Source organism: Pseudomonas sp. ACM7, from assembly GCF_004136015.1.
Taxonomy (GTDB): Bacteria; Pseudomonadota; Gammaproteobacteria; order Pseudomonadales; family Pseudomonadaceae; genus Aquipseudomonas; species Aquipseudomonas frigoris.
In genome coordinates this window covers 467,003-489,738 of sequence record NZ_CP024866.1, presented here as the reverse complement: position 1 = coordinate 489,738, position 22,736 = coordinate 467,003, and the positions used below count along the sequence as shown (strand labels likewise).

At 61.0% G+C, this 22,736-nt stretch carries 21 protein-coding genes; 4 read left to right on the top strand and 17 right to left on the bottom strand.

Translation table 11 applies throughout. The features are described from left to right. Window positions 1–103 precede the first annotated feature (103 nt). From CUN63_RS02445 to CUN63_RS02405, 9 genes are all read right to left on the bottom strand, one after another. Window positions 104–1,417 carry a leucine-rich repeat-containing protein kinase family protein gene (locus CUN63_RS02445; protein ID WP_129437014.1) on the bottom strand — a complete coding sequence of 438 codons (1,314 nt, stop codon included), beginning with the start codon at window positions 1,415–1,417 and terminating at the stop codon, window positions 104–106. A gap of 196 nt (window positions 1,418–1,613) precedes the next feature. Continuing rightward, window positions 1,614–2,741, bottom strand: a complete 1,128-nt coding sequence (zapE, locus tag CUN63_RS02440) for a cell division protein ZapE (protein ID WP_129437013.1) — start codon at window positions 2,739–2,741, stop codon at window positions 1,614–1,616. A 279-nt stretch (window positions 2,742–3,020) separates the two neighbouring features. Beyond that, window positions 3,021–4,067 carry an ABC transporter substrate-binding protein gene (locus tag CUN63_RS02435; RefSeq protein WP_129437012.1) on the bottom strand — a complete coding sequence of 349 codons (1,047 nt, stop codon included), beginning with the start codon at window positions 4,065–4,067 and terminating at the stop codon, window positions 3,021–3,023. Window positions 4,068–4,085: 18 nt separating this feature from the next. After that, on the bottom strand, window positions 4,086–5,201 hold the full coding sequence (locus CUN63_RS02430; protein ID WP_129437011.1) for an FAD-binding oxidoreductase: 1,116 nt from the start codon (window positions 5,199–5,201) through the stop codon (window positions 4,086–4,088). Then, complete coding sequence (locus tag CUN63_RS02425) at window positions 5,198–6,553, bottom strand: NAD(P)/FAD-dependent oxidoreductase (protein WP_129437010.1); 1,356 nt, start codon at window positions 6,551–6,553, stop codon at window positions 5,198–5,200. Before CUN63_RS02425 ends, CUN63_RS02430 begins: the two co-directional genes overlap by 4 nt. A 118-nt stretch (window positions 6,554–6,671) precedes the next feature. After that, window positions 6,672–6,962 (bottom strand): (2Fe-2S)-binding protein, encoded by a 291-nt coding sequence (locus CUN63_RS02420; RefSeq protein WP_129437009.1) that lies wholly within the window; start codon window positions 6,960–6,962, stop codon window positions 6,672–6,674. Window positions 6,963–6,969: 7 nt separating this feature from the next. Further along, window positions 6,970–7,767, bottom strand: a complete 798-nt coding sequence (locus tag CUN63_RS02415) for an ABC transporter permease (RefSeq protein ID WP_129437008.1) — start codon at window positions 7,765–7,767, stop codon at window positions 6,970–6,972. A 6-nt stretch (window positions 7,768–7,773) separates the two neighbouring features. Next, on the bottom strand, window positions 7,774–8,643 hold the full coding sequence (locus CUN63_RS02410) for an ABC transporter permease (RefSeq protein ID WP_129437007.1): 870 nt from the start codon (window positions 8,641–8,643) through the stop codon (window positions 7,774–7,776). Further along, on the bottom strand, window positions 8,640–9,659 hold the full coding sequence (locus CUN63_RS02405; RefSeq protein WP_129437006.1) for an ABC transporter ATP-binding protein: 1,020 nt from the start codon (window positions 9,657–9,659) through the stop codon (window positions 8,640–8,642). The genes CUN63_RS02410 and CUN63_RS02405 overlap by 4 nt, the downstream gene beginning before the upstream one ends. 244 nt (window positions 9,660–9,903) lie before the next feature. On the opposite strand from CUN63_RS02405, the gene CUN63_RS02400 reads away from it, so the two are divergent. After that, entirely contained in the window at window positions 9,904–10,740 is an 837-nt protein-coding gene (locus CUN63_RS02400; RefSeq protein ID WP_008148459.1) for an IclR family transcriptional regulator, read from the top strand. An 82-nt stretch (window positions 10,741–10,822) separates the two neighbouring features. Here CUN63_RS02400 and CUN63_RS02395 read toward each other — a convergent pair whose 3' ends face one another. Both CUN63_RS02395 and CUN63_RS02390 read right to left on the bottom strand, forming a co-directional pair. Continuing rightward, a complete protein-coding gene (locus CUN63_RS02395) occupies window positions 10,823–11,575 on the bottom strand; it encodes an anti-sigma factor (protein ID WP_129437005.1) in 753 nt (250 codons plus the stop codon). Then, window positions 11,572–12,078, bottom strand: a complete 507-nt coding sequence (locus CUN63_RS02390) for a sigma-70 family RNA polymerase sigma factor (RefSeq protein ID WP_129445050.1) — start codon at window positions 12,076–12,078, stop codon at window positions 11,572–11,574. Before CUN63_RS02390 ends, CUN63_RS02395 begins: the two co-directional genes overlap by 4 nt. Before the next feature lie 316 nt (window positions 12,079–12,394). On the opposite strand from CUN63_RS02390, the gene CUN63_RS02385 reads away from it, so the two are divergent. Beyond that, the gene (locus CUN63_RS02385; RefSeq protein ID WP_129437004.1) at window positions 12,395–13,483 is read left to right on the top strand and encodes a catalase family peroxidase; all 1,089 of its coding nucleotides are present in this window, start codon (window positions 12,395–12,397) and stop codon (window positions 13,481–13,483) included. Then, window positions 13,480–14,025, top strand: a complete 546-nt coding sequence (locus CUN63_RS02380) for a cytochrome b (RefSeq protein WP_129437003.1) — start codon at window positions 13,480–13,482, stop codon at window positions 14,023–14,025. Before CUN63_RS02385 ends, CUN63_RS02380 begins: the two co-directional genes overlap by 4 nt. Before the next feature lie 96 nt (window positions 14,026–14,121). Here CUN63_RS02380 and CUN63_RS02375 read toward each other — a convergent pair whose 3' ends face one another. After that, window positions 14,122–15,273 carry a M14-type cytosolic carboxypeptidase gene (locus CUN63_RS02375; RefSeq protein ID WP_129437002.1) on the bottom strand — a complete coding sequence of 384 codons (1,152 nt, stop codon included), beginning with the start codon at window positions 15,271–15,273 and terminating at the stop codon, window positions 14,122–14,124. A gap of 483 nt (window positions 15,274–15,756) precedes the next feature. Beyond that, window positions 15,757–16,098: a DUF6124 family protein gene (locus tag CUN63_RS02370; protein WP_123366193.1), complete on the bottom strand. Its 342-nt coding sequence runs from the start codon at window positions 16,096–16,098 to the stop codon at window positions 15,757–15,759. Window positions 16,099–16,227: 129 nt separating this feature from the next. On the opposite strand from CUN63_RS02370, the gene CUN63_RS02365 reads away from it, so the two are divergent. Next, window positions 16,228–16,878: a LexA family transcriptional regulator gene (locus CUN63_RS02365; RefSeq protein WP_129437001.1), complete on the top strand. Its 651-nt coding sequence runs from the start codon at window positions 16,228–16,230 to the stop codon at window positions 16,876–16,878. A gap of 39 nt (window positions 16,879–16,917) precedes the next feature. Here CUN63_RS02365 and CUN63_RS02360 read toward each other — a convergent pair whose 3' ends face one another. The 4 genes from CUN63_RS02360 to CUN63_RS02345 all read right to left on the bottom strand — a co-directional run bounded on the left by CUN63_RS02360 (window position 16,918) and on the right by CUN63_RS02345 (window position 22,587). After that, on the bottom strand, window positions 16,918–18,873 hold the full coding sequence (locus CUN63_RS02360; RefSeq protein ID WP_129437000.1) for an acetyl/propionyl/methylcrotonyl-CoA carboxylase subunit alpha: 1,956 nt from the start codon (window positions 18,871–18,873) through the stop codon (window positions 16,918–16,920). Next, the gene (locus tag CUN63_RS02355; RefSeq protein ID WP_129436999.1) at window positions 18,873–19,688 is read right to left on the bottom strand and encodes a gamma-carboxygeranoyl-CoA hydratase; all 816 of its coding nucleotides are present in this window, start codon (window positions 19,686–19,688) and stop codon (window positions 18,873–18,875) included. Before CUN63_RS02355 ends, CUN63_RS02360 begins: the two co-directional genes overlap by 1 nt. Window positions 19,689–19,803: 115 nt before the next feature. Then, on the bottom strand, window positions 19,804–21,411 hold the full coding sequence (locus tag CUN63_RS02350; RefSeq protein WP_129436998.1) for a carboxyl transferase domain-containing protein: 1,608 nt from the start codon (window positions 21,409–21,411) through the stop codon (window positions 19,804–19,806). A gap of 12 nt (window positions 21,412–21,423) precedes the next feature. Beyond that, window positions 21,424–22,587 (bottom strand): isovaleryl-CoA dehydrogenase, encoded by a 1,164-nt coding sequence (locus CUN63_RS02345; RefSeq protein ID WP_129436997.1) that lies wholly within the window; start codon window positions 22,585–22,587, stop codon window positions 21,424–21,426. Between the last annotated feature and the right edge of the window lie 149 nt (window positions 22,588–22,736).

Sequence of the window (22,736 nt, the reverse complement as noted above, 5' to 3'; positions counted from 1 at the left end):
CCCACATTGGTTTTGTGTCGTACACATGATTTGTCACCAATACAGAACCCCTGTGGGAGCGAGCTGGCTCCGGGCGGCGATCCGACGATTGACCGCGAAGCGGTCACCAGCCATTCAACTCCTGAGTTATCTCGCCGAACCCCGGTCGCGCCAGCACCTGCGGCTGACAGCAGCGCTGCTGTAATGCCTCCAGCAGCCCCCGACCCTCATCGCTCAACCCCGAGTCGATCCGCTCCAACAATTCCCCCAGCAAAATACCAAACGCCCGCACTTCGATCCGTTGCAGCGCACGGCTTTCAAGGCTGTCCGAGGTGGCATGGAACGACGCCGCGCCGAAATCCCCCAGCAGGCAATCACCGTACTCGTTCCACAGAATGTTGTGGCCGTAGAGGTCGCCGTGGGTGATGCCATGTTGGTGCAAATGCTCGGCTGCCGAGGCGATGCCACAAGCGATGCGCAATGCCACACCCGCGCTGAACCGGGTGTCATTGGCGTAAACGTCGCGGGTACATGATGCGAGGCTCGGCAGCCCGGCCAGATTGCGATAGCTCGGATCGATCAGTTGCATCACCAGCCCGGCCTGGGCTTCTGGATGCCCGACGACTCGCCCTTCAACCCGGATCAGGTTGGAGTGACAACCTGCGGTGATGCAGGCGTTCATCTCGTGCAACGGCGAGCCATCGCTGGTCATTTCGCCTTTGTAGAGTTTGACCGCGACCTGAGTGGCCGGTTGGCCCGGTCGATCCCAGATAGCCCGATGAATCACTCCTGAGGCGCCTTCGCCCAGTTGCTGCTCCAGACGCAGTTCAGACCAGGGAATGCGAGGCGTGGCTTCGAGGGCGGCCGCATCGGCTTCGGTCTCCAGCGGGTTACCGGCGTACGCCAGCCAGGTCAGGCTCGGCAGGGACAGCAGCCACTCGGGTAATTCGCTCAACTGGTTGGCGGCGATACGGATCAGTTCGAGTCGATGGCAATGACGCAAGCTCTCCGGCAAACGTTGCAAGCGGTTGCCAGCAAGCATGAGTTTTTGCAGGTGCGGGCGTTCACCCAGCTCGGCCGGCAGTTCAGTGATGCAGTTATCGGTCAGGATCAGCCAGCGAAGCAACGGTGGCAGGGCCGCGCCTGGCACGCGCTCCATGCGGTTGGCCTTGAAGCCGACCATCGTCAGTGCGGCACATTGGCCCAGGCAGTCGGGCAGTTCGGTGAATAGATTGTCCGAGCAGAACAACACGCGCAAACGGGTCAGGCGGTGCAAGTCGTCCGGCAGGCTGCTCAAGGCATTGCCGCTGAGGTTGAGGACTTCCAGCGAGTCCGCCAGGTCGAAGATTTCTCGCGGAAACTCCGTCAGGCCGCCGGTGAGGTCCAGGCGGGTAACGCCCGACAGTTGGCCGGTGCGCAGTTGGGCAAGGGTATCCATGAACAGATTCACTATTGATCAAAGGGAAGGCACGGGGCCTGGAAATGGGCGACATGATACTGGCAAAGGTGTGGTGTCTGTCAGACCGCTATCGCGAGCAAGCTCGCTCCCACAGTTGACCGAGTTGTCTGGACGGACGCGATCTAATGTGGGAGCGAGCTTGCTCGCGATAGCGGTCTGACAGACGCCACAAAACCTACGGCTCCCTGACTTCCACCAACTGCCCCAACCGGCTGCGCGTGCGCGCCAGATCGATGGCATCGCCGCCCAGGCTTTCGCGCAAAGACTGCTGCCCGAGCAAAATCAGGTGCTTGTCCTGGTCGTACAGGACGTCGACCAGATTGATGAAGCGCTGCTGGGCGGCGATGGAACAATCGGCGAGGTTGGGCAGTTCATCGATGAACCAGTGATCGAAACGGCGGCACAGCTCCAGGTAATCCATGACCGCGGTGGGTTGGTCGCACAGATCGCCGAAAGTGAAACCGATGGTTCGCCCTTCGCAGTGTCGGGCCTGAAGGTTGCGTGTCCCGACGGGCAGTTGAATGGCCGGCGCGTCGCGTTCGGGCAGGTTCAGCGATTGACGCTGCGTTGCGGTAGCGGGCCAGACGTACTGTCCCTGGGTAAACAGCTGCTGGGCATGGGTTCTGACCTGACTGCGGTAGTCGTGGGGGCCGCCGACCTCCATGACCTGCATGCGTTCGTTGATCAGGTCGATCACCGGTTTGAAGCGCGCGTGGTACAGCGGGTTGGGCAGCAGTCCTTCCGGTGTGTAGTTAGAAGTGACCAGCAGCAGGATGCCTCGGCGGAACAGTGCCTTGAACAGCCGGGTGATGAGCATCGCGTCGCCGATATCATGGACGTGAAACTCGTCGAAACACAGCACCCGGCAATCGCGCAGCTGTTCATCAAGGGTGGTTTCCAGCGCATCGGGGTGATCGCGATGAGTGAACATTCCTTGGTGTAGTTGCGCAAAAAACTCATGAAAATGCAGGCGCTGTTTTTCCGCGATGGGAATGGCCTGGAAAAACCCGTCGAGCAGCCAGCTCTTGCCGCGACCCACGGCGCCGTGCAGGTAAAGGCCGGGAAGCGTTTTTGCCGAGGTGCCCGGCAGCGCTGCGGCGTGTTGCGCCATGCAGTCGATGACGCGCAGTTGGCTATGGCTGAGGGTGTAACCCTGGGTGTGGGCCTTGCGGTGGAAGTAGTCGTGGATGACTCGACTGGTCGCGGTGTGACCGGCGGATGCCTCCGATGACTTGCCGAACAAGCGGCGTAGCGTGGGCCAGCGTGGTGTGAGTCGCGAACGGTTTGGCGGTCGAACGGCCACTGTGATTTCACCCCGTAATCGTCAGGCAGCTCCCCGAGCTGCCGCGCCGTAGTGTAACCAAAGGGGGAATTTCCATTCCAGTTGTGTCGACCTGTAGCAACTGCCGAGCCTGCGAGGCTGCGTTCGGCTGCGCAGCAGTCGCCAATCCATTCCCTGCGGTTTTCCTGAATGACCACGGTGTTTGGTTTTACGACTGCTTCGCAGCCGAACGCAACCTCGCAGGCTCGGCAGCTGCTACATCGATTGCGTTCCTGCTGACAGTTATGGGGTGTTTGTCAGTTAGCGCTCGATACTACGATTCCACCGCGCATTCCATGCCGGGCGCTGTTCGTTGACCTGATCCCAATCGATCGCAATGGCAGTGGTCAGGTATTGCTTCATCGCCTCGACCTGGCCACGAGTCTTGTCGGTGGTCGGGGTATTGGGGTTGGACGGGATCTGGTCTCCGTCTTCAAGCGCGGCAGCCTGAGCGTCCGGCGTCAGCAAGAAGGCGGCGAGTTTCTGCGCCAGTTCCGGCTGAGTGTTGTTGGCGATGGCACATTCGGCCACGTTGAGCACCACGGCGCCTTCCTTCGGCTGCGCATACTCCACCGGCATGCCCTTGAGTTTCAGGGCGGTGACCTGGGTCGGCGTCAGCGGGAACAGCGCGGCTTCGTCGGTCTGAAGCATTTCGGAAATCTTCGCCGAACTCGGAATGTACTCCAGCACGTTGCGCCCGACGGTGTTCGGCCAAGCCTTGAAACCTGGCTCGACGTCGGTTTCGCTGCCGCCCTGAATCCGGTTGAACATCAGGAAGCCGTGCAGGCCAAAGGTCGAAGACGCCATCGACTGGAACACCAGTTTGTCCTTGAAGCGCGGGTCGGCCATGTCCATCCACGAAGTCGGTGCGGTCCAGCCTTTCTCCTTGAACAGACGCGTGTTGTACGCCAGCCCGGTCACGCCTAGGCTGACCGCCACCGCTTGATCCTTGATGCGGCCCTTGGCCGGAATCTGCGCCAGCGGCGCGCTGTCTTCGAGTTTGTCGCACAGCCCCATGGCGATGGCGCGGTACATGATGCCGTCGTCGAGGAACATCACATGCATCTGCGGGTTGCCTTTGCTGGCCTGGACCTTGGCCAGGATATCGGCGGAGGTGCCGGGCACGATCACCACTTTGACGTTGTTGGCCTTCTCGAAAACCGGCAGCACCTTGTCGGCGTAGAGCCGCTCCATAGTCCCGCCGTTCATGCCCAGGTAAAGCGTCGGTTCGGCCTGGGCCTGGGTGACCGTGAGCAGGGCGCTCAAGCAGGAGATACCGAGCAGAGCATTGCGTTTGACGTTATTCATTGGCGCGACCTTCCTCTATCAAGCAACGGAGATGGAGTGAAACCGGGTGATGGAAAACGCATCCAGCGACGCTTTTGAGGCGCCGCTGCAGATGATTTCGGTGAGCGCCTGGCCCACCGCGGGGCCGATCTGAAAGCCCGCACCGGCAAAGCCGAACGCGTGCAGCAGACCGGGTTGAGTGCCACTGTGGCCGATCACCGGTTGGCGATCGGGCAGGTAACCTTCGGTGCCGCTCCAGGTGCGAATCGCCTGGGCGCCTTCAAGAAACGGATAAAGCTCGACGGCCTGACGCAGGATCTCGATCACGGCGTGTTGACCGGGCCGGGCGCGGGCGCCGTCGAGGGCAAAACCCTGACCGCCACCCAACACGCAATTGCCGCGCGCGACCTGGCGCGCATAAATGCCACCGCCCTCGACCCCGGTGCTGGCGTTCATCACCAGCGGCAACGACTCGGTGACCAGCATCGCCGGGTGCCCGGCGTGCATCGGCACGCCCTCACCGAATTGCTCTGCCAGGGTGCCGGCCCAGGCGCCGGCGCAATTCAGCAGCCAGGGCGCCTGCAACTCCAGACCGCTTTGCGTGCTGATGCGAAAGCGTTGCCCGTCGTGTTCCACCGCCGTCACTGGGCATTGTTCATGGACTTGTGCTCCATGTCGCCGCGCCGCCCGGGCGAACGCCGGGGAGACCAGTCGCGGGTTGGCGTGACCGTCATCGGGGCAAAACGAGGCACCGACCGCCACCTCGCCGACCCACGGAAAACGTGCGCGTAATTCACTGCGATCGAGTACCTGCAAATCGAGGCCAAAACCCCGACTGCTGGCGGCATAGTCTTGCAAGGCGTGCAGGTCGTTGAGGCTGCGGGCCAGTTTCAGATGACCGCTACGCTGATATTCACCGTCGATGCCAATCAGCTGCGGCAGTTGCCCCCAGATGTCGTGGGCCCGTTGCGACAGCGGCAGTTGCGACAACGGTCGCCCCTGACGCCGTACGCCGCCGTAGTTCACGCCGCTGGAATGCGAGCCACAGAAGTCCCGCTCCAGCAGCGCCACGCGACGCCCGGCCTTGCTCAGAAAAAGCGCGGCGGAGGCACCGACAATTCCGCCGCCAATGATGACGCCATCGACTTCGATCATGACTCGACCTCCAGACCAAACGGTAGGGGTTTGATGGGGGCCTGAGCCCGAAGCCTGCCGATGTCGGACACGCCGCGCTGGCTTTCGCAGGCAATGATTTCCGCGGCGGCGGCGCCACACATCCGACCCTGACAGCGCCCCATGCCGACCCGGCAATGCGCTTTGACCCGGTTGATTTCCCAATGGCCCTCGCGCACGACTTGGCGGATGTCGCCGGCCCGCACTTCTTCGCAGCGGCAGATCATTACGTCATTCGGGGCATCGGCGGCCCAATTCTCGGGAAAGATGAAGGCCCGTTCCAGACCTTGGCGGAAGGTATCGATCCGTCCCAGCGCCTGCTCCAATTGCGTCCCACGTTGCGGCGGGATCAGGTAACCGATGTCTTCGAGCAACGCCAGAGCCGCGCGTTCGCCGGCCATTTCGGCCGCGTCGGCGCCCATGATGCCGGCACCGTCACCGGCCAGGTAGACCTCGGCGACACTGCTGCGACCGGCGCTGTCACGTTGCGGCAGCCAGGCGCGGTTGAGCGGGTTCCAGGCGAATTCACAGCCGAGCAGGTCGGCGAGTTGGGTTTCACTGCGCAGGCCGTGGGCGAAGGCGGCGGCGTCGCAATCGAGTTGCTGTTCACCCTTTGAGTTGGACCAGTTCAGCGATTGCACACGTTGCTCGCCATTGATGCGTTTCAGGCTGGCGCCCTGATGCACCGGGATGCCGTGGGCGGTCAGCCAACTGCGGTAATAGATGCCTTTGGCCAGGGTGGCGGGCTGCGAGAGCAGGCCGGGCAGGGCGCGGGCCTGAGCGCTGAAAGGCGAGCTGTCGAGCACCGCGACGACATTCGCACCGGCCTTGGCGTATTGATACGCCACCAGGTACAGCAACGGCCCGCTGCCGGCGAACACCACGCGTTCACCGATGGCGCAGCCTTGAAACTTGAGGGCGATCTGCGCTGCACCGAGGCTGTAGACCCCCGGAAGGGTCCAGCCCGGTACCGGCAGAATCCGGTCGGTGGCGCCCGTGGCGACGATCACACGGGAGAACGCCAGCCGCGTGGCGCGGCCCTCATGCAAGGTGTCGAGCGCACCGTCCTCGGCGTTCCATACCAGGGTCTCTGGGCGGTAGTCGAGTTGCTCGCACAGCGTGTCGATCGTCTGGTGCAACGCGCTGGCCTTGCCAGCTTCGAAACCATACAGCTTGACCGGTGAACGCTTGAAGTTTGCCGGTTGGCGGCGATAAATCTGCCCGCCACCGCGTGCTGCTTCGTCCAGCAGCACCGGGCGAACGCCGTGGGCGACCAGGGTTTGTGCGGCACGAATGCCGGCCGGGCCTGCACCGATGATGATCACGGAATTCATATAGACCCCATGAAATTCAAGATCAAAAGATCGCAGGCTTCGCCAGCTACAGGAGACCGCGTTCGGCGTAGGAGCTGCCGAAGGCTGCGATCTTTTGGGCGCACCGGATAAATGACCGTCATATGCTGCGCCCCGGTTCGCGGCTGACCTGCTGCCCGGCTTCGAGCAACGTCGAGCAGGCGCGCACGCGCCGGCCATCGCCCAGTCGTACCCAGCAGTCCTGGCACGCACCCATCATGCAAAACCCGGCGCGGGGTTCGGCGCTGAAGTCGCTACCGCGCAAGTGTTCGCTGCAGGTCAGCACCGCCGTCAGCAAGGTGTCGCCGAGCAGGCCGGTGGCAGGTGTGCCGTCGAGGGTAAAGTCCAGGGCCGGGCGGTCGCCTTCGGCCAGTCGTTTCAGCAGAGCCATGGCGCCCTCATTGTTTGCCCACCAGAACCCGATCGAGGCCGTAGACCCGGTCGAGCAAAATCATCGTCAACGCGGTCAACCCAATCACCAGTGCCGACACCGCCGCCATCATCGGATCGATGGATTCGGTGGCGTACACGTACATCCGCACCGGCAGGGTTTGCGTGGCCGGAGAGGTGACGAAGATCGACAGCGTGACCTCATCGAAACTGTTGATGAACGCCAGCAGCCAGCCACCGGCGACCCCCGGCAGAATCATCGGCAAAGTAATTTCCCGGAACAGCGTGAAGCGCCCGGCACCGAGCGATTGCGCGGCGTGTTCAGCGCTGCGATCCAGGCCGATGGCCGACGCCAGCACTAGCCGCAGCACGTACGGTGTGATCACCAGCACGTGGGCGAAGATCAGCCAGGCGAAGCTGCCGTTGACGCCCATCAGCGCAAACAATCGCAGCAACGCGACGCCGAGCACCAGGTGCGGAATGATGATCGGCGACAGGAACAGGCCGTTTAAAAAGTCGCGTCCGGGGAATTCGAAACGAGTGATCGCCAACGCCGCCGGCACCGCAATCAGTGTCGCCAGACTGGCCGCGCAAAAGGCCAGGATCAGGCTGTTGTAGAACGCATCGACAAAGTCAGCACGCTCGAACACCGCGCGGAACCAGCGCAGGGAAAACTCCGTGGTTGGCAGGCTCAGGGTGTTTTCCGGGGTGAAGGCCACAAGGCAAACCACCACCACCAGCGGCGCCAGCATGAACAGCACCACGAGGGTATGGAACAGCAGGGCGAAAGGACCGTTCTTGGACATGACGAGTTATCCCAATGACTTCTTGTAGCGGCCTTCGATCATCCGGTTCCACGACAGCATGATCAGCAGGTTGAGCAACAGCAGGGCCACGGCGATGGCCGCACCCATCGGCCAGTTGAGCTCCGACAGGTATTGGTCGTAGATCAGCGTGGCGACCATTTTTATCCGGCGTCCGCCGAGCAGACCGGGAATCGCAAAAGAGCTGGCGGCGAGACCGAACACGATCAAGGTGCCGGAGAGCACACCGGGCATGATTTGCGGCAGCACCACTTGGCGCATCACGGTGAAGTGGCTGGCACCGAGGGACATCGCGGCTTGTTCGGCGGCCGGGTCGAGTTTTTGCAACGAGGTCCAGACCGGAATGATCATGAACGGCAGCATCACGTGGACCAGCGCAATCACCACCGCGAACGGCGTGTAGAGCAGTTTCATTGGCGAGCCGCCGAAGGCTTGCAGGGTCTGGTTGACCAGACCGTCGGCGCCGAGCAACAGGCTCCAGCCGAAGGCGCGCACCACCACTGAAATCAGCAGCGGGGTGAGGATCAGAATCAGGAAAATCGAGCGCCACGGCGTGCCCATGCGACTGAGGATGTAGGCCTCGGGCACGCCGATCGCCACGCAGAGCAGGGTGGTCAGGACACTGATCCAAATCGTGCGCAGAAAGATCTCGTAGAAGTACGGGTCGCCCAGCAGGCTGCTGTAGTGGTCGAGGGTGTAGGCATCGCCGTTGATCCCCGAACTGTAGTCGAAGACGTTGAAAGACAGCACCAAGGTCAGCAGCAGCGGGATAACCAGCAGGCTGAGGTACAAGGCCAGGGCGGGTGCCGACAGCCAGTAACCCTGGCGTCCCTGGCGAATGGCGACAAGCGTACTCATGCCGGCACCTCGTCGACACTCAACACCCGCAGCAACGTTGCGTCCCAATCGAGGCCGACCGCCGTGCCTTCGGTCAGCGGTGCCGAACCGTCGTTGCGGCGCACCACGCTGAGTTCGCCCAGGGTCGTCGATACGCCGTACAGCCATTGGCTGCCGAGAAAGAAGCGACTGACGATGTTGCCTTGCAGACGGCCCTGACCTTTTTCCCGCAGATCGATTTTTTCCGGGCGCAGGCTGAGGGTCAGATCGCCGCCACTGCTCACTTGGACGACGCCGGTATTGTCCCGTTCGCCGGGCAGCAGATTGGCCTTGCCGACGAACCCGGAAATGAACTCGGTGCGCGGGTGTTCGTACAGGGTGTAGGGAGCGTCGATCTGAGTGATGCGCCCGGCCTGCATCACCACCACCCGGTCGCTGATGGACAGCGCTTCGGACTGGTCATGGGTGACCATCAGCGTGGTGATCCCGACTTCGCGCTGGATGCGGCGGATCTCGAATTGCATCTCTTCGCGCAGATTGGCGTCGAGGTTGGACAGCGGCTCATCAAGCAACAGCACCGGCGGCTCGATCACCAGAGCCCGAGCCAATGCAACACGCTGACGCTGGCCGCCGGAGAGTTCTCGCGGGTAACGCTCGGCGTGCTGGTTGAGGCGCACCAGTTTCAGCACCCGGTCCACTCGCTGCTGCAACTCGCCGTTGGCCACTTTGCGCATGCGCAGGCCGAAGGCGACGTTGTCTTTCACGGTCATGTGCGGGAACAGCGCGTAACTCTGGAACACCACGCCCAGGCCACGGCTGGCGGGTTTGGCGTGGGTGATGTCGCGATCATCCAGCAGGATACGACCGCTCGAAACTTCGACGAAGCCGGCGATCATTTGCAGGGTGGTGGTTTTGCCGCATCCGGAGGGGCCGAGCAGCGAGACGAACTCGCCTTTCTCGACCGAGAGGTTGGTGGCAACGACGGCGTCGATCTCACCGTAACGTTTGCCGAGTCCTTCAAGTTGCACAAAAGCCATAACTGCGCTCCACCTGAGATTGTTATGCGTCGCCCGAAGGCGCGCTTTTTTGTATGGGCAGATACGAAAAGGTCTTGCTGGGTGCGTTGGCGCTCGACTTCAGTCGGCTGCCGCTGTTGTTCGAATCGCCCCTGTCTGGACGCAGAGTAGGACGAAGAATAGGATGGGCTCAATGGCCTATTTCACTGAGGCGATGACTATTTTCAGTTTCATTCGGTGAGTAAATTAATACTCGAGAAAACCCATGACAGATTCCATTGAGCGGAATGAAAGCAAAAGTGATGTCGGTGTTGGCGCAGTCTCCAGACTGTTTGCCGTGCTGCGCAGTCTGGGTGACACCGTCGAGGGCGGGGAGCGGGTGACGCAACTGGCCCAGCGCATCGGTTTGTCACAACCGACCACGCATCGATTGCTGCGCAGCCTGATGGATGAGGGCATGGTCGAGCAGGATGCGCGCAGCAAACGCTATCGCTTGAGTCTGGAGTTTTTCGCCCTGGCGGCTCGTGCCGGGAACACTGGAAATCTGCGCGAACTGGTGCGTCCGGCGCTGCTGCGGCTGTCGGCGTCGTTGGGGGATTCGTTGTTCTTGCTGGCGCGCAGTGGTTTTGATGCGATCTGCCTGGATCGCAGTGAAGGACCGTTTCCGATCCGCACGTTTACCGGTGACATCGGCGGGCGGGTGGCGTTGGGCGTGGGGCAGGGCAGTCTGGCGATTCTGGCGTTCCTGCCAGAAGAAGAGCGCGACACGGTGATTCACTACAACTTGCCGCGGCTCAAGGATTTCCACCTGTACGACGAGGTGTTCCTGCGCTCGGAAGTCGAGAACGTGCGCAAGCTGGGTTATGCCGGGCGCAACACCGGCGTATTGCAGGGCATGGCCGGGGTGGCGGTGCCGATTCTGGATCGTGAAGGGCGGGCGGTCGCGGCACTGAGTGTGGCGACTGTGAGTGATCGGCTGGGGCCGGATCGCTTGCCGACGGTGGTGGAAATGCTCAAGCGCGAAGCGGCACTGATCGGGCCGCGGATCAATCCGTTCGACCCGTTGCTGCGTAGGCCTTCGCAAGTGTTCGGGCAGGGTTGAAAAGATCGCAGCCTGCGGCAGCTCCTACACAGATTTTGAGTTCCCCTGTAGGAGCTGCCGAAGGCTGCGATCTTTTGATCTTTTAAAACCGTACCGTCTGCTTGAGCATCTGCGCCGCCGGCGTATCGCTCGGGCTGACCATCGCGTAGTTGTACCCGCCCCCCGACCAGTACTCGGCCTGCAACTCGCCATCGCAGCGACTGCCCCTCGGTAACAGGTAGTTTTTCGGACCCGGTGGGCGGACGTAGAAACTGACTTTATGCCCGCCCTGATCTTCGTAAACCACCATCGCCGCCGGCCCTTGCTCGGTGCTCAGCAAGCGTCCGCTGACCGGTTTGAAACCGGCGCCCGAGAGGTCAGGCAAGCGATTGGCTTGAGTGAAATAGCGGTCAAGCCAACCCTGCATATCACCGTCGTCGCTGACTTTGTAATCGGCCGGCAGGATGCCTTGCTGGGCAAACAGTCGATACGCCTGCATCGCATCGGTCATCGGCGGCGGGGCACTGACAAGTGTCATCTCCCGGGCTTGCCAACCGCTGAGCCCACCGACGCTGACTGCGATCAGCAACAGGGCGGCGCTGGCCAGGTGACGGCGCGATTGTCGTTTGAGGCGTTGGCGAATCAGCGCCGGGTCGAGGTCCGGATTGGCCGGTTGCTGCAGGGCGCCGCTCAATGCCGCGCGCAGTTGCTGGGCGTCCTGCTGCCAGGCACGCACGTGTGCAGCCACTTCAGTGTTGCTGGCCAGAAAAGTCTCCACCAGACGTCGGTCGGCATCGCTGAGTTGATGGTCGACGTAGGCGTGCAGGTCACGCTCGCTTGGGGGCATGCTGATCATTTGAGTATCCGCAGAGAAGGGCGGGTGATTTCGCCGTCGCTCAACTGGCGCAAGGCCTGGCGGGCACGGGACAGGCGGGACATCACGGTGCCGGTGGGGGCGTCGAGAATCTCGGCGACCTCTTTATAACTCAAGCCTTCGACCGAGACCCAGAGCAGCAGGGCACGTTGTTCGGTGGTGAGTTGATCGAAGGCTTTCAGGGTCGATTGGGCGATCACGGTGCGTTCCACCGACGGCTGTGTATCGTCACGCCCGGTAAAGAATTCGAGCATCCGCGCATAACGCCGGGAGCGCCGGTGAGCATCGAGAAACTGTCGATACAGAATCGAAAACAACCAGGCGCGCAAGTCGCCGTCGGGGCGTTTGTCGCCCCAACTCGACAGCGCGCGCTCAAGGCAAGACTGCACCAGGTCGTCGGCGCTGCTGGGATTGCGCGTCAACGACACGGCAAACCGGCGCAATCTGGGAATGATTTCTCGCAGTTGTTCGTCGATATCGTTCATGAAGTTCTGGCTAGTCACTACGCTGTGGTGAGTGTCCGGTCTCACAAATACGTTTCCTTTTTGGCGGCGTCTGTTGTCGCCATACTGCGTTGCCGCTCCTCGCCATAGCGGGCTATGACTCGTCGCGGCGCCTTGTCTGGCAACAACAGCCACTCGCCAAAAAGGAACGTATTTGTGAGACCGGACACCAGGAAGACGCCCGGCATTCGAGGTTATTCCACGCCTGAAAAAATAAACACCGCGCGATGGAATAAACCGCCGTGGGGTTCGTCTGCTTGATCCTTCTCACTTGTGGCCGATGGCCCTGGAGTCTTTCATGGTAGATCGCTCATCACCGCCAACCCGGCCACCCTTGAGTGCCGCGAGCGTGACATTACGTCTGGCGGGTATCGCTGTGGTGGTTGCCGCAGTGGCCGGGGCTTTTGCCTACGTCAACGGCACCTTTGACCCACAGCGTCTGACGCCGAAAAAACTGATCAATGTGCTGGAGACCAACAACGGCGTGCACCCGGGCTTCCGGCGTAACCACTCCAAAGGTGTATGCGTGATCGGGCACTTCGAGAGCAGCGGTGAGGCGCGCAGCTATTCCAGCGCTCAGGTGTTCAATGTAGCGCGGACCCCGGTGGTCGGGCGTTTCGCATTGCCGGCCGGTAATCCTTATGGGCCAGACAACAGCGTGCCGATCCGCAGTCTGGCCTTGCGATTCACCCAGGCCAACGGCCAGCAATGGCGCACCGGGATGAACAGCATGCCGGTGTTCCCGGTGGGCACGCCCGAAGCGTTCTACCAATTGCAACAAGCTCAGTCACCGGACCCGGCCACCGGCAAGCCGAACCCCACTGCGGTGCCGGCGTTCTTCGGCTCGCATCCGGAAGCTGCACCGTTCCTGGCCTGGATCAAAACCGCCAAGCCGTCGGCCAGTTACGTGACGGAAACCTACAACAGCGTCAATGCGTTTTACCTGGTGAACGCTGCAGGACAACGGCAGGCGGTGCGCTGGAGCATGGTGCCAGTCGCTCAGGATGCCGCGGGTGCTACGGCGCCTGAGGGTGGTGATTTCCTGGAAAAGGACTTGGTACAGCGCATTTCCGCAGGGCCGCTGCGTTGGCAGCTGAATATCACCCTGGCCAACCCCGGTGATCCGGTCAATGACGCCAGCAAGGCCTGGCCCGAGGGTCGCAAAGTGTTGAACGCCGGCACCCTGGTGCTCGAAAGCACCCAGCCGCAACTCAATGGCGAATGCCGTGACATCAACTATGACCCGCTGGTACTGCCCGCCGGCATAGAAGGTTCCGACGACCCATTGCTCGCCGCTCGTTCAGCGGGGTACGCCACTTCCTACTTGCGTCGTACCAGCGAAGTCAGCCAGTTGCCCTCTGCGAATAAACAGGAGTCTCGTCAATGAGCGCTCAAGCGAACCACTTCGCGCCTTTAGCGCGATTGCTGCACTGGCTGATGGCGCTGATGATCATTGCCATGCTGTTTATCGGCGCGGGCATGGCCGCTTCGGTGTCCGAGCGTCATCAGTGGCTTATTCATCTGCACAAACCTTTGGGCGTCGCGATTCTGCTGTTGGTGATCGTGCGCCTGGCCGTGCGCTTTTCCACTCAACAGCCACCGCTGCCGGCGGATCTGCCGGGTTGGCAAGCGCTGGCGGCCAAGGCTTCGCATGTCTTGTTGTACGCGTTGATGCTGATCCTGCCGCTGCTGGGCTGGGCGATGATTTCGGCGGCCGGCGACCCGGTGATGCTCAGCAGCTCGTTGCAGTTGCCATCGATCGTACCGGCGAATGCGCAGGTGTTTGCGATCCTGCGCAAGGCTCACGGGTATCTGGCGTATTTGTTGTTCCTGACGGTGCTGCTGCATTTGGCGGCGGCGTTGTTTCACGGTTGGGTGCGCCGCGATGACGTGCTGGACAGCATGTTGCGGGGCAAGGATCGCGGCTAAAAGATCGCAGCCTGCGGCAGCTCCTACAAAGATTCGTGCGGTTCACACGATCGGCGTAGGAGCTGGCGAAGCCTGCGATCTTTTGATTCTGATCATTCAGCGCAAGGTATCGACCATGTCAGCAACGGTGGTCAGCACATCCTTGCCCAATTGTTTCGAGCGTTTGCCAGACCAGCCGGTCAGCGCATTCGGCGCATCGTTGTTGTCCTTGAAGGGCATTTCGAGGGTCAGCGACAGGCAGTCGAATTTCTCGCCGACGCTGTTGCACGCCAGGGTCATGTTGGCTTTGCCCGGTTCGTCGCGGGTGTAGCCATGCTTGGTCTGGAAGTCCTTGGTCAGGTGCTTCAGATGACTGCGGAAGTGCTCTTCGAGTTTTTCGATCCGTGGCGTGTAACCCGGGTTGCCTTCGCAGCCGGCGGTGAACACGTAGGGGATTTCTTCATCGCCATGGATGTCGAGGAACAGGTCCACGCCGTACTTTTCCATCTGCTGCTGAACGAACAGCACTTCCGGGCTGATTTCCTGGCTGGCGCTCTGCCAGGCGCGGTTCAGGTCCTGGCCCATGGCGTTGGTGCGCAGGTGACCATGGAAAGCGCCGTCCGGGTTCATGTTCGGCACCAAATACAGATCGGCGCTGGTCAGCAGTTTGTTCAATAGCGGATCGTCGTGTTTTTCGAGACGTTCGATCACGCCTTCCATGAACCATTCGGCCATGTGTTCACCGGGATGTTGCTGGGCGATGATCCAGACCTTGCGTTGACCTTCGGCACCCGTGCCTTTACGCAGCAGCTGGATATCCCGACCTTCGACACTCTTGCCGGTGGCCAGCAGTTCGGTGCCGGCCTTGGTCAGCGCTTGCTCGATCAACCAGTCATGGCGACCGCGGCTGTAGGGTTCGAAGTAAGCAAACCAGGCGTGGGTGGCGGTGGCTTCAAGGCTGAAGCGCAGGCAGTCACCTTCGAAAATGGTCGGCACCCGGAACCAGTTGACGTGGTCATAGGACGCCACCGCCTGATAACCATCCCAGGCTTTGTTGTAGGAGGACTTGCTGGCATTGTTCAGACGAAACCAGTGTTCCTGACCGACATGCAGACCGCTGGCCTTGAAGTGGAACCATTGAAAGTGCTGGCTGCGGGTGTCTGGCTTGATGGCCAGCAGAGCTTGCAACGGATTGCTGATGTCCAGCACTTCAATGTTGCCACTGTCGAAGTTGGCACTGATGTCGAAAGAGGATTTAGCCACGGTCATAGTCGATTCCTGAATATGATTTTATGGCTGCTACTTTACACGCTGGGAAGGGAAAAACCGGGGGAAATTCTGCGCTGAAGCGGGGGGCGTCCTCCTTGACGCCGACGCAGCTTAGAGACTGTACGATTGATTCTCAAGCGCTATTTTTTGATCAGTTTTGGCCAATGATGCTGGGCTTCTCTTGCCAACGGATATTCTTTTGATATCCTCCGCGCCATTCGAATTTGCAGCACCTAAAGACTTCATTAGCCTGAAGGTAAAGCCAGAATAACTGGCAAAAAAAGACCCGGCAAAAAGCCGGGTCAAAAACCGTGATTAGCCTGATGAGGAGATAGTCCAGGAGACCGACCTAAGGTCACTTGGACAATCGACTGATCTCGCGACCAGCTGCATGCAATAATAATCATTCTCGTTTGCAAGTCAAATGTTTTTACCTGCACGATTGGAAAATTCTTTCCCGTCCTCCTCGTCAGCACCCGTGTCTCACCCGTTCTGATCGCCCTCCAGGGATCGATCCACCATCGCCTTGGCCATGTCGATCATGTGCACCGCCGAAAACGCCAGGTCCCGACTTGCGCCCTGCAAATTGCTGGCTGACTCGTACGCGATGGCGGCGGCACAACGTAGCAAATCCGTGGCATGGACCAGCGCCTCTTCGCAGCTGATGTTGCGGTTTACGTCAAAGAAACGTTCTTCGACCACTTCCTCTGAAACAGCTGGTTTCAAGTAATAGTCCAGCGCTCGTTGCGCGGCGGCAGAGCCTTTTGGCGAGGTGAGGGAAGTGTCGATTTGCATGTCAGGCAGGTCGTTGCAGGGGATGGACATGGCGATGGCAAGCTCCGTGATAGATTCAGATCCGTGAACCAATCCTAGTACGTACTGTATTTATGACGAGAGATTAAATACTACAATTTGTGTTTTGATGGCCGGAGGCGCCCACGTATGGTGCCGCACATGGATAAATGGATTGAATTGGTCAAGGCCAAGATGAGTGAACTCAAAGTCACTCAAGAAGAACTCGCAGATCGCCTCGGGATGTCCCAGGGCGGCGTCGGCCACTGGCTAAACAAACGCCGCGACCCCGGCGTCGTCAACATGAACCGTGTGTTGAAGGCGCTGGGCATGGATTTTCTCGAAGTGGCGCTGGTGATCCGCGAACCACTCATCTTGGAAGAGGAGGAGATGCCTCTGGCGCTGAAGTACAACCCGTACTTCCGCTACCCGGTCAGTGACTGGAAGGAGCCGGCGCAGCTGCGCGATGGTGAGCTGACGGTGTATCGCAAAGAGGAACGCTTCGAGCTGACCGACTACCACGCCCAGGGCCCGGCCTTCTGGCTGAGTGTGGTGGGCGATGCGATGACCGCGCCCACGGGTATCAGCATTGCCGAGGGCATGATGATCCTGGTGGACCCGGCCATCGTGCCGGAACCCGGAAAGCTGGTGATCGCCCAATGGCCGGACAGCGCCGAGGCGACCTTTCGCAAACTGATAGAAGAGGGCGGGCAGCGTTACTTGGTCCCGCTCAATCCGACGTATCCGAAAGCCCTTTACACCGAAGAGTGCCGAATTATCGGCGTGGTGGTTCAGGCGACAGCCAGGTTCTAATCAGATCGGTCCTCGCAAGACGTAGGACCGATCTTCATTTCATGCTTCTTCAAACTCGACCAACGCACTGCCTTCGCTGACCATCTCGCCTTCCTGGCAATACAGCGCCTTGATCACCCCGGCGTGTGGTGCACGAATGCTGTGCTCCATCTTCATCGCCTCCAGCACCACCAACTGCGCCCCGGCTTCGACCGTTTGCCCGGCTTCCACCAATACCCGCACGATGCTGCCATTCATGGGGGCGGTCAGCCCGCCGTGATGGCTGTGACTGGCCTCGACGGCGCTGATCGGGTCGTAGGACTCGATGCGGCGCAATTCACCTTCCCATTGCAGATACAGAACGTCGCCTCGGCGGATTGCCCGATGCTGGCGGCGCAGGCCGTTGTGCTCGGTCAGCAGTTGCTCGCCCTTGAGTTGAGCGGTGTGGGCATCAGCGGCGCCCAACGTCAGCGCGCGATCCTGGCCTTCACAACTCAAGTGCAGTGTGATTTCTATCGGCAGTCCGGCACGGAAACCATTGCTGTTGGCCCAAGGCGAAACCGGGTCATCGGCTCGTGGAGAACTCGGCTGGCTTTGGGCAAACGCCTGGGCGGCGGCTTGCCAGAATTCGTCACTGAGGTCCGAGGCGACTGGCAGCAGTTCTTCCTGATAACGCGGAATGAACCCGGTATCCAGTTCGGCCGCAGCAAACGCCGGATGGCCGACGATCCGGCGCAGGAAGTTGATGTTGGTCTTGAGCCCGCCAATGGCGAACTCATCGAGCATGCTCAGCAGCCGCAGTCGCGCCTGTTCACGATCCTCGCCCCAGGCAATCAGTTTGCCGAGCATCGGGTCGTAGAATGGCGAAATCTCGTCGCCTTCTTCGACACCACTGTCCACCCGCCGTCCCGGACCTTGCGCGGATTCACGATACAGCTCCAGTCGACCGGTCGCCGGCAGGAAATCATTGCCCGGGTCTTCGGCATACAACCGCACTTCGATGGCATGGCCGATCAGCGGAACCTCGGCTTGGGTCATCGGCAGCGCTTCGCCACGGGCCACACGAATCTGCCAGGCCACCAGATCGAGGCCGGTGATGGCTTCGGTGACCGGGTGCTCGACCTGCAGGCGCGTGTTCATCTCCATAAAGAAGAACTCACCCCGCGAATCCAGCAGAAACTCCACGGTACCGGCGCCGACATAACCGATGGCCTGTGCCGATCGCACGGCGGCCTCACCCATGGCGCGACGCAGTTCCGGGCTCAAGCCTGGAGCGGGTGCTTCTTCAACGACTTTTTGGTGCCGACGCTGGATCGAGCAATCACGTTCGTTGAGGTACAGGCAGTTGCCATGCTGGTCGGCGAAGACCTGGATTTCCACGTGGCGCGGTTTGAGCAGGTACTTCTCCACCAGCATCCGCGAATCGCCGAACGAGGATTTCGCTTCACGCTGGGCCGAGGCCAGGGCTTCGGCCAACTGGCTGACATCCTCGACCACTTTCATGCCTTTGCCGCCGCCCCCCGCGGTGGCCTTGAGCAGCACCGGATAACCGATGCGTTCGCAGGCGTCGCGGAAGGTGTCGAGGTCCTGAGCCTCACCGTGATAGCCGGGCACCAGCGGCACGCCGGCGGTTTCCATCAAGGCTTTGGCGGCGGATTTGCTGCCCATAGCGTCGATGGCCGAGGCGGGCGGGCCGAGGAAAATCAGGCCGGCTTCTTCGATCGCGCGGGCGAACCCGGCGTTCTCGGAAAGAAAGCCATAACCCGGATGAATCGCCTGAGCGCCACTGGCTTTGGCGGCGGCGATCAGTTTGTCGATTTGCAGATAACTGTCGGCGGCTTTGCTGCCACCGAGGTCGACGCGGATATCCGCTTCGCGGCTGTGTCGGGCTTCACGGTCAGTGGCGCTATGAACGGCCACGGTGGTCAGGCCCAGGGCTTTGGCGGTGCGCATCACCCGGCAAGCGATTTCGCCGCGGTTGGCCACCAGCAGGGTGGTGAGAACAGGTGCGCTCATCAACGCGGCTCCTTGGTGGTGGTTTCGGCTTGCCAGCTCGGCGGACGTTTTTGCAGAAAGGCCCGCAGGCCTTCCTGACCTTCGAGGCTGACGCGGATGCGGGCGATGGCGTTTTCGGTGTAGCGGCGTAGTGCCGGGGTCAGTGCGCCGTGGCCGACTTCGCGCAGCAATTCCTTGCTGGCGCGCATGGCGGCCGGGCTGTTGAGCAGCAGGTTGTCGATCCACTGTTCGACTTTTTGCTCCAGCTCAGCGATTGGATAACTCTCCGACAACAAGCCGATTTCCCGCGCTCGTTGTCCGCCGAAACGCTCGGCAGTCAGCGCATAGCGACGTGCCGCGCGTTCGCCGATGGCTTGCACTACGAACGGACTGATCACCGCCGGGGCCAGGCCGATGCGCACTTCCGACAGGCAGAACTGCGCGTCATCGGCGCCGATGGCCATGTCGCAGCAACTGATCAGGCCCAGCGCACCACCGAATGCAGCGCCTTGCACCACCGCCAGCGTCGGGACTTTCAGCTTGGCGAGGTTGTACATCAACTCCGCCAGTTCCCGGGCGTCGTCGAGGTTGGTGTGGTAATCGAGTTCGGCCGATTGCTGCATCCAGGCCAGATCCGCGCCGGCGCTGAAATGCTTGCCGCGTCCGCGCACCAGCAGAAACCGCAGGCTGGTGTCGCTCGACACTTTGTCCAGCGCGAGGATCAGTTCGCGGATCATTTCGGCGTTGAACGCGTTGTTCTTTTCTTCACGGCTGAGCCACAGGGTCGCGAAACCACGCGGGTCGGTCAGCAGTTCGAGGGTGTTGAAGTCGCTCATATTTGTCCGTCTCCACAACTCATGTGGGAGCGGGCTTGCTCGCGAAGAACGATAACGCGGTGCATCAGATAGACCGCGGTGAATCCTTCGCGAGCAAGCCCGCTCCCACATAAAATCACATCCGGAACACGCCGAAGCGGCTCGGTTCTATTTGCGCGTTCAGCGAAGCCGACAACGCCAGGGCCAATACATCGCGGGTTTGCGCCGGGTCGATGACGCCGTCGTCCCACAAACGGGCGCTGGAGTAGTAGGGATGACCCTGTTCTTCATACTGGTCGAGGATCGGTTGCTTGATCTCGGCTTCCTGCTCGGCACTGAAACCGTGGCCACTGCGTTCGGCCTGCTCGCGTTTCACCTGCACCAAAACACCCGCGGCCTGCTCGGCGCCCATCACGCCGATGCGTGCGTTCGGCCACATCCACAGGAAGCGTGGATCGTAAGCTCGCCCACACATGCCGTAGTTACCGGCACCGAAACTGCCGCCGATGATTACAGTGAATTTCGGCACCTTGGCGCACGCCACGGCGGTCACCAGTTTGGCGCCGTGCTTGGCGATGCCGCCGGCCTCGTATTTCTGGCCGACCATGAAACCGGTGATGTTTTGCAGGAACAGCAGTGGAATGCCGCGCTGGCAGGCCAGTTCGATGAAGTGCGCGCCTTTCTGCGCGGCTTCGGCGAACAGAATGCCGTTGTTGGCGAGGATCGCGATCGGGTAACCGTGCAAGTGGGCAAAGCCGCACACCAGGGTCGTCCCGAACAGTGCTTTGAATTCGTCGAACACCGAACCGTCCACCAACCGCGCGATCACTTCGCGCACGTCGAACGGCTGCTTGGCATCCGCCGACACCACGCCGTAGAGCTCGTCGCTGTTGTACAGCGGGGCGATGGGCGTGCGCTGTTGCACTTCGCCGAGCTTGCGCCAGTTGAGGTTGGCGATGCTGCGTCGCGCAATGGCCAAGGCGTGTTCATCGCTCTCGGCGTAGTGGTCGGCCACCCCGGAAATCTTGCAGTGCACATCGGCCCCGCCAAGGTCTTCGGCGCTGACCACTTCACCGGTCGCGGCTTTTACCAGCGGCGGGCCGGCGAGGAAAATCGTCGCTTGCTCGCGCACCATGATTGCTTCGTCGGCCATGGCCGGCACGTACGCGCCACCGGCGGTGCAGGAGCCCATGACCACCGCAATCTGCGGGATGCCCATAGCGCTCATGCTGGCCTGGTTGAAGAAGATCCGCCCGAAATGCTCGCGGTCCGGGAACACTTCATCCTGACGCGGCAAGTTGGCGCCGCCGGAGTCCACCAGATAGATGCACGGCAAACGGTTCTGCTGGGCGATGGTTTGGGCGCGCAGGTGTTTTTTCACGGTCAGCGGGTAATACGAGCCACCTTTTACGGTGGCGTCGTTGGCGACGATCATGCATTCGACGCCTTCCACACGGCCGATCCCGGCAATCACGCCAGCGGCCGGAACGTCTTCGCCATAAACCTCGTAGGCCGCCAATTGGCCGATTTCGAGAAACGGCGAACCCGGATCGAGCAGGCGATTGATCCGTTCACGAGGCAGCAGTTTGCCCCGCGAGGTGTGGCGCTCTTGCGCCTTCGGGCCGCCACCTTGCTGCACTTTAGCGAGCAGGGTGTGCAGGTCGTCGACCTGTTTGAGCATCGCCGCGCTGTTGGCCGCGAACTCCGCCGAACGGGGGTTGAGCTGGGTATGCAGGATAGCCATGGACAGCTCCGTTTAGCGGGTTTCGTTGAACAGTTCGCGACCGATCAGCATGCGACGGATCTCACTGGTGCCGGCACCGATTTCGTACAGCTTGGCGTCACGCAGCAGACGACCGGCCGGGAATTCGTTGATGTAGCCATTGCCACCGAGAATCTGGATCGCGTCGAGGGCCATTTGCGTGGCGCGTTCGGCGCTGTAGAGGATCACGCCTGCGGCATCCTTGCGGGTGGTTTCTCCGCGTTCGCAGGCCTGGGCTACTGCATACAGGTAGGCGCGGCTGGCGTTGAGTTGGGTGTACATGTCGGCGACTTTGCCCTGGATCAGCTGGAATTCGCCGATGCTTTGGCCGAACTGCTTGCGGTCGTGGATGTACGGCACGATCAAGTCCATGCAGGCCTGCATGATCCCGGTCGGGCCGCCGGACAGGACAACGCGTTCGTAATCGAGGCCGCTCATCAGCACTTTCACGCCACCGTTGAGCACGCCGAGGATGTTTTCTTCCGGTACTTCGACGTCGTCGAAGAACAGCTCGCAGGTGTTGGAACCGCGCATGCCGAGCTTGTCGAATTTGTTGCTGCGGCTGAAGCCTTTGGAATCACGCTCTACGATGAACGCGGTGATGCCGTGAGGGCCTTTTTCCAGGTCGGTCTTGGCGTAGATCACGTAGGTGTTGGCGTCCGGACCGTTGGTGATCCAAGTCTTGCTGCCGTTCAGGACGTAGTGATCGCCGCGCTTGTCGGCGCGCAGTTTCATCGACACCACGTCAGAACCGGCATTCGGTTCGCTCATGGCCAGGGCGCCGATGTGTTCGCCGCTGATCAGCTTCGGCAGATATTTGGTTTTCTGTTCGTGATTGCCGTTGCGGTTGATCTGGTTGACGCAAAGGTTGGAGTGCGCGCCGTAGGACAGGGCGACGGACGCCGAACCACGGCTGATTTCTTCCATGATCACCACGTGGGCCAGGTAACCCAAGCCAGCGCCGCCGTATTCTTCCGGGACGGTCACGCCCAGCAGGCCCATGTCGCCGAATTTGCGCCACAGGTCGGCGGGGAACAGGTTGTCGATGTCGATTTGAGCGGCGCGTGGTGCGATCTCTTTGGCGACGAAGGACTGAACCTGATCGCGCAGCATGTCGATGGTTTCACCGAGGGCAAAGTTCAGGGATGGGTAGCTCATGGGTCACCTTTTGGCTTTTTTGTAGGGTAGGGAGGGCAGTGATGTGGCTCTCACCTTTACGTTAACGTAAGCCTGTGACGAATGGCTGTCAATCACCCTTTACGTTAACGTCAACTTGAGCGAGAGTAGAGCCAGTTCAAGATAGAACG

Coding starts and splice junctions, on each gene's coding strand:
- CUN63_RS02445 (WP_129437014.1), bottom strand. CDS start 1,417: ATGGATACCCTTGCCCAACTGCGCACCGGCCAACTGTCGGGCGTTACC.
- CUN63_RS02435 (WP_129437012.1), bottom strand. CDS start 4,067: ATGAATAACGTCAAACGCAATGCTCTGCTCGGTATCTCCTGCTTGAGC.
- CUN63_RS02430 (WP_129437011.1), bottom strand. CDS start 5,201: ATGATCGAAGTCGATGGCGTCATCATTGGCGGCGGAATTGTCGGTGCC.
- CUN63_RS02425 (WP_129437010.1), bottom strand. CDS start 6,553: ATGAATTCCGTGATCATCATCGGTGCAGGCCCGGCCGGCATTCGTGCC.
- CUN63_RS02420 (WP_129437009.1), bottom strand. CDS start 6,962: ATGGCTCTGCTGAAACGACTGGCCGAAGGCGACCGCCCGGCCCTGGAC.
- CUN63_RS02415 (WP_129437008.1), bottom strand. CDS start 7,767: ATGTCCAAGAACGGTCCTTTCGCCCTGCTGTTCCATACCCTCGTGGTG.
- CUN63_RS02410 (WP_129437007.1), bottom strand. CDS start 8,643: ATGAGTACGCTTGTCGCCATTCGCCAGGGACGCCAGGGTTACTGGCTG.
- CUN63_RS02405 (WP_129437006.1), bottom strand. CDS start 9,659: ATGGCTTTTGTGCAACTTGAAGGACTCGGCAAACGTTACGGTGAGATC.
- CUN63_RS02400 (WP_008148459.1), top strand. CDS start 9,904: ATGACAGATTCCATTGAGCGGAATGAAAGCAAAAGTGATGTCGGTGTT.
- CUN63_RS02395 (WP_129437005.1), bottom strand. CDS start 11,575: ATGATCAGCATGCCCCCAAGCGAGCGTGACCTGCACGCCTACGTCGAC.
- CUN63_RS02390 (WP_129445050.1), bottom strand. CDS start 12,078: ATGAACGATATCGACGAACAACTGCGAGAAATCATTCCCAGATTGCGC.
- CUN63_RS02385 (WP_129437004.1), top strand. CDS start 12,395: ATGGTAGATCGCTCATCACCGCCAACCCGGCCACCCTTGAGTGCCGCG.
- CUN63_RS02380 (WP_129437003.1), top strand. CDS start 13,480: ATGAGCGCTCAAGCGAACCACTTCGCGCCTTTAGCGCGATTGCTGCAC.
- CUN63_RS02375 (WP_129437002.1), bottom strand. CDS start 15,273: ATGACCGTGGCTAAATCCTCTTTCGACATCAGTGCCAACTTCGACAGT.
- CUN63_RS02370 (WP_123366193.1), bottom strand. CDS start 16,098: ATGTCCATCCCCTGCAACGACCTGCCTGACATGCAAATCGACACTTCC.
- CUN63_RS02365 (WP_129437001.1), top strand. CDS start 16,228: ATGGATAAATGGATTGAATTGGTCAAGGCCAAGATGAGTGAACTCAAA.
- CUN63_RS02360 (WP_129437000.1), bottom strand. CDS start 18,873: ATGAGCGCACCTGTTCTCACCACCCTGCTGGTGGCCAACCGCGGCGAA.
- CUN63_RS02355 (WP_129436999.1), bottom strand. CDS start 19,688: ATGAGCGACTTCAACACCCTCGAACTGCTGACCGACCCGCGTGGTTTC.
- CUN63_RS02350 (WP_129436998.1), bottom strand. CDS start 21,411: ATGGCTATCCTGCATACCCAGCTCAACCCCCGTTCGGCGGAGTTCGCG.
- CUN63_RS02345 (WP_129436997.1), bottom strand. CDS start 22,587: ATGAGCTACCCATCCCTGAACTTTGCCCTCGGTGAAACCATCGACATG.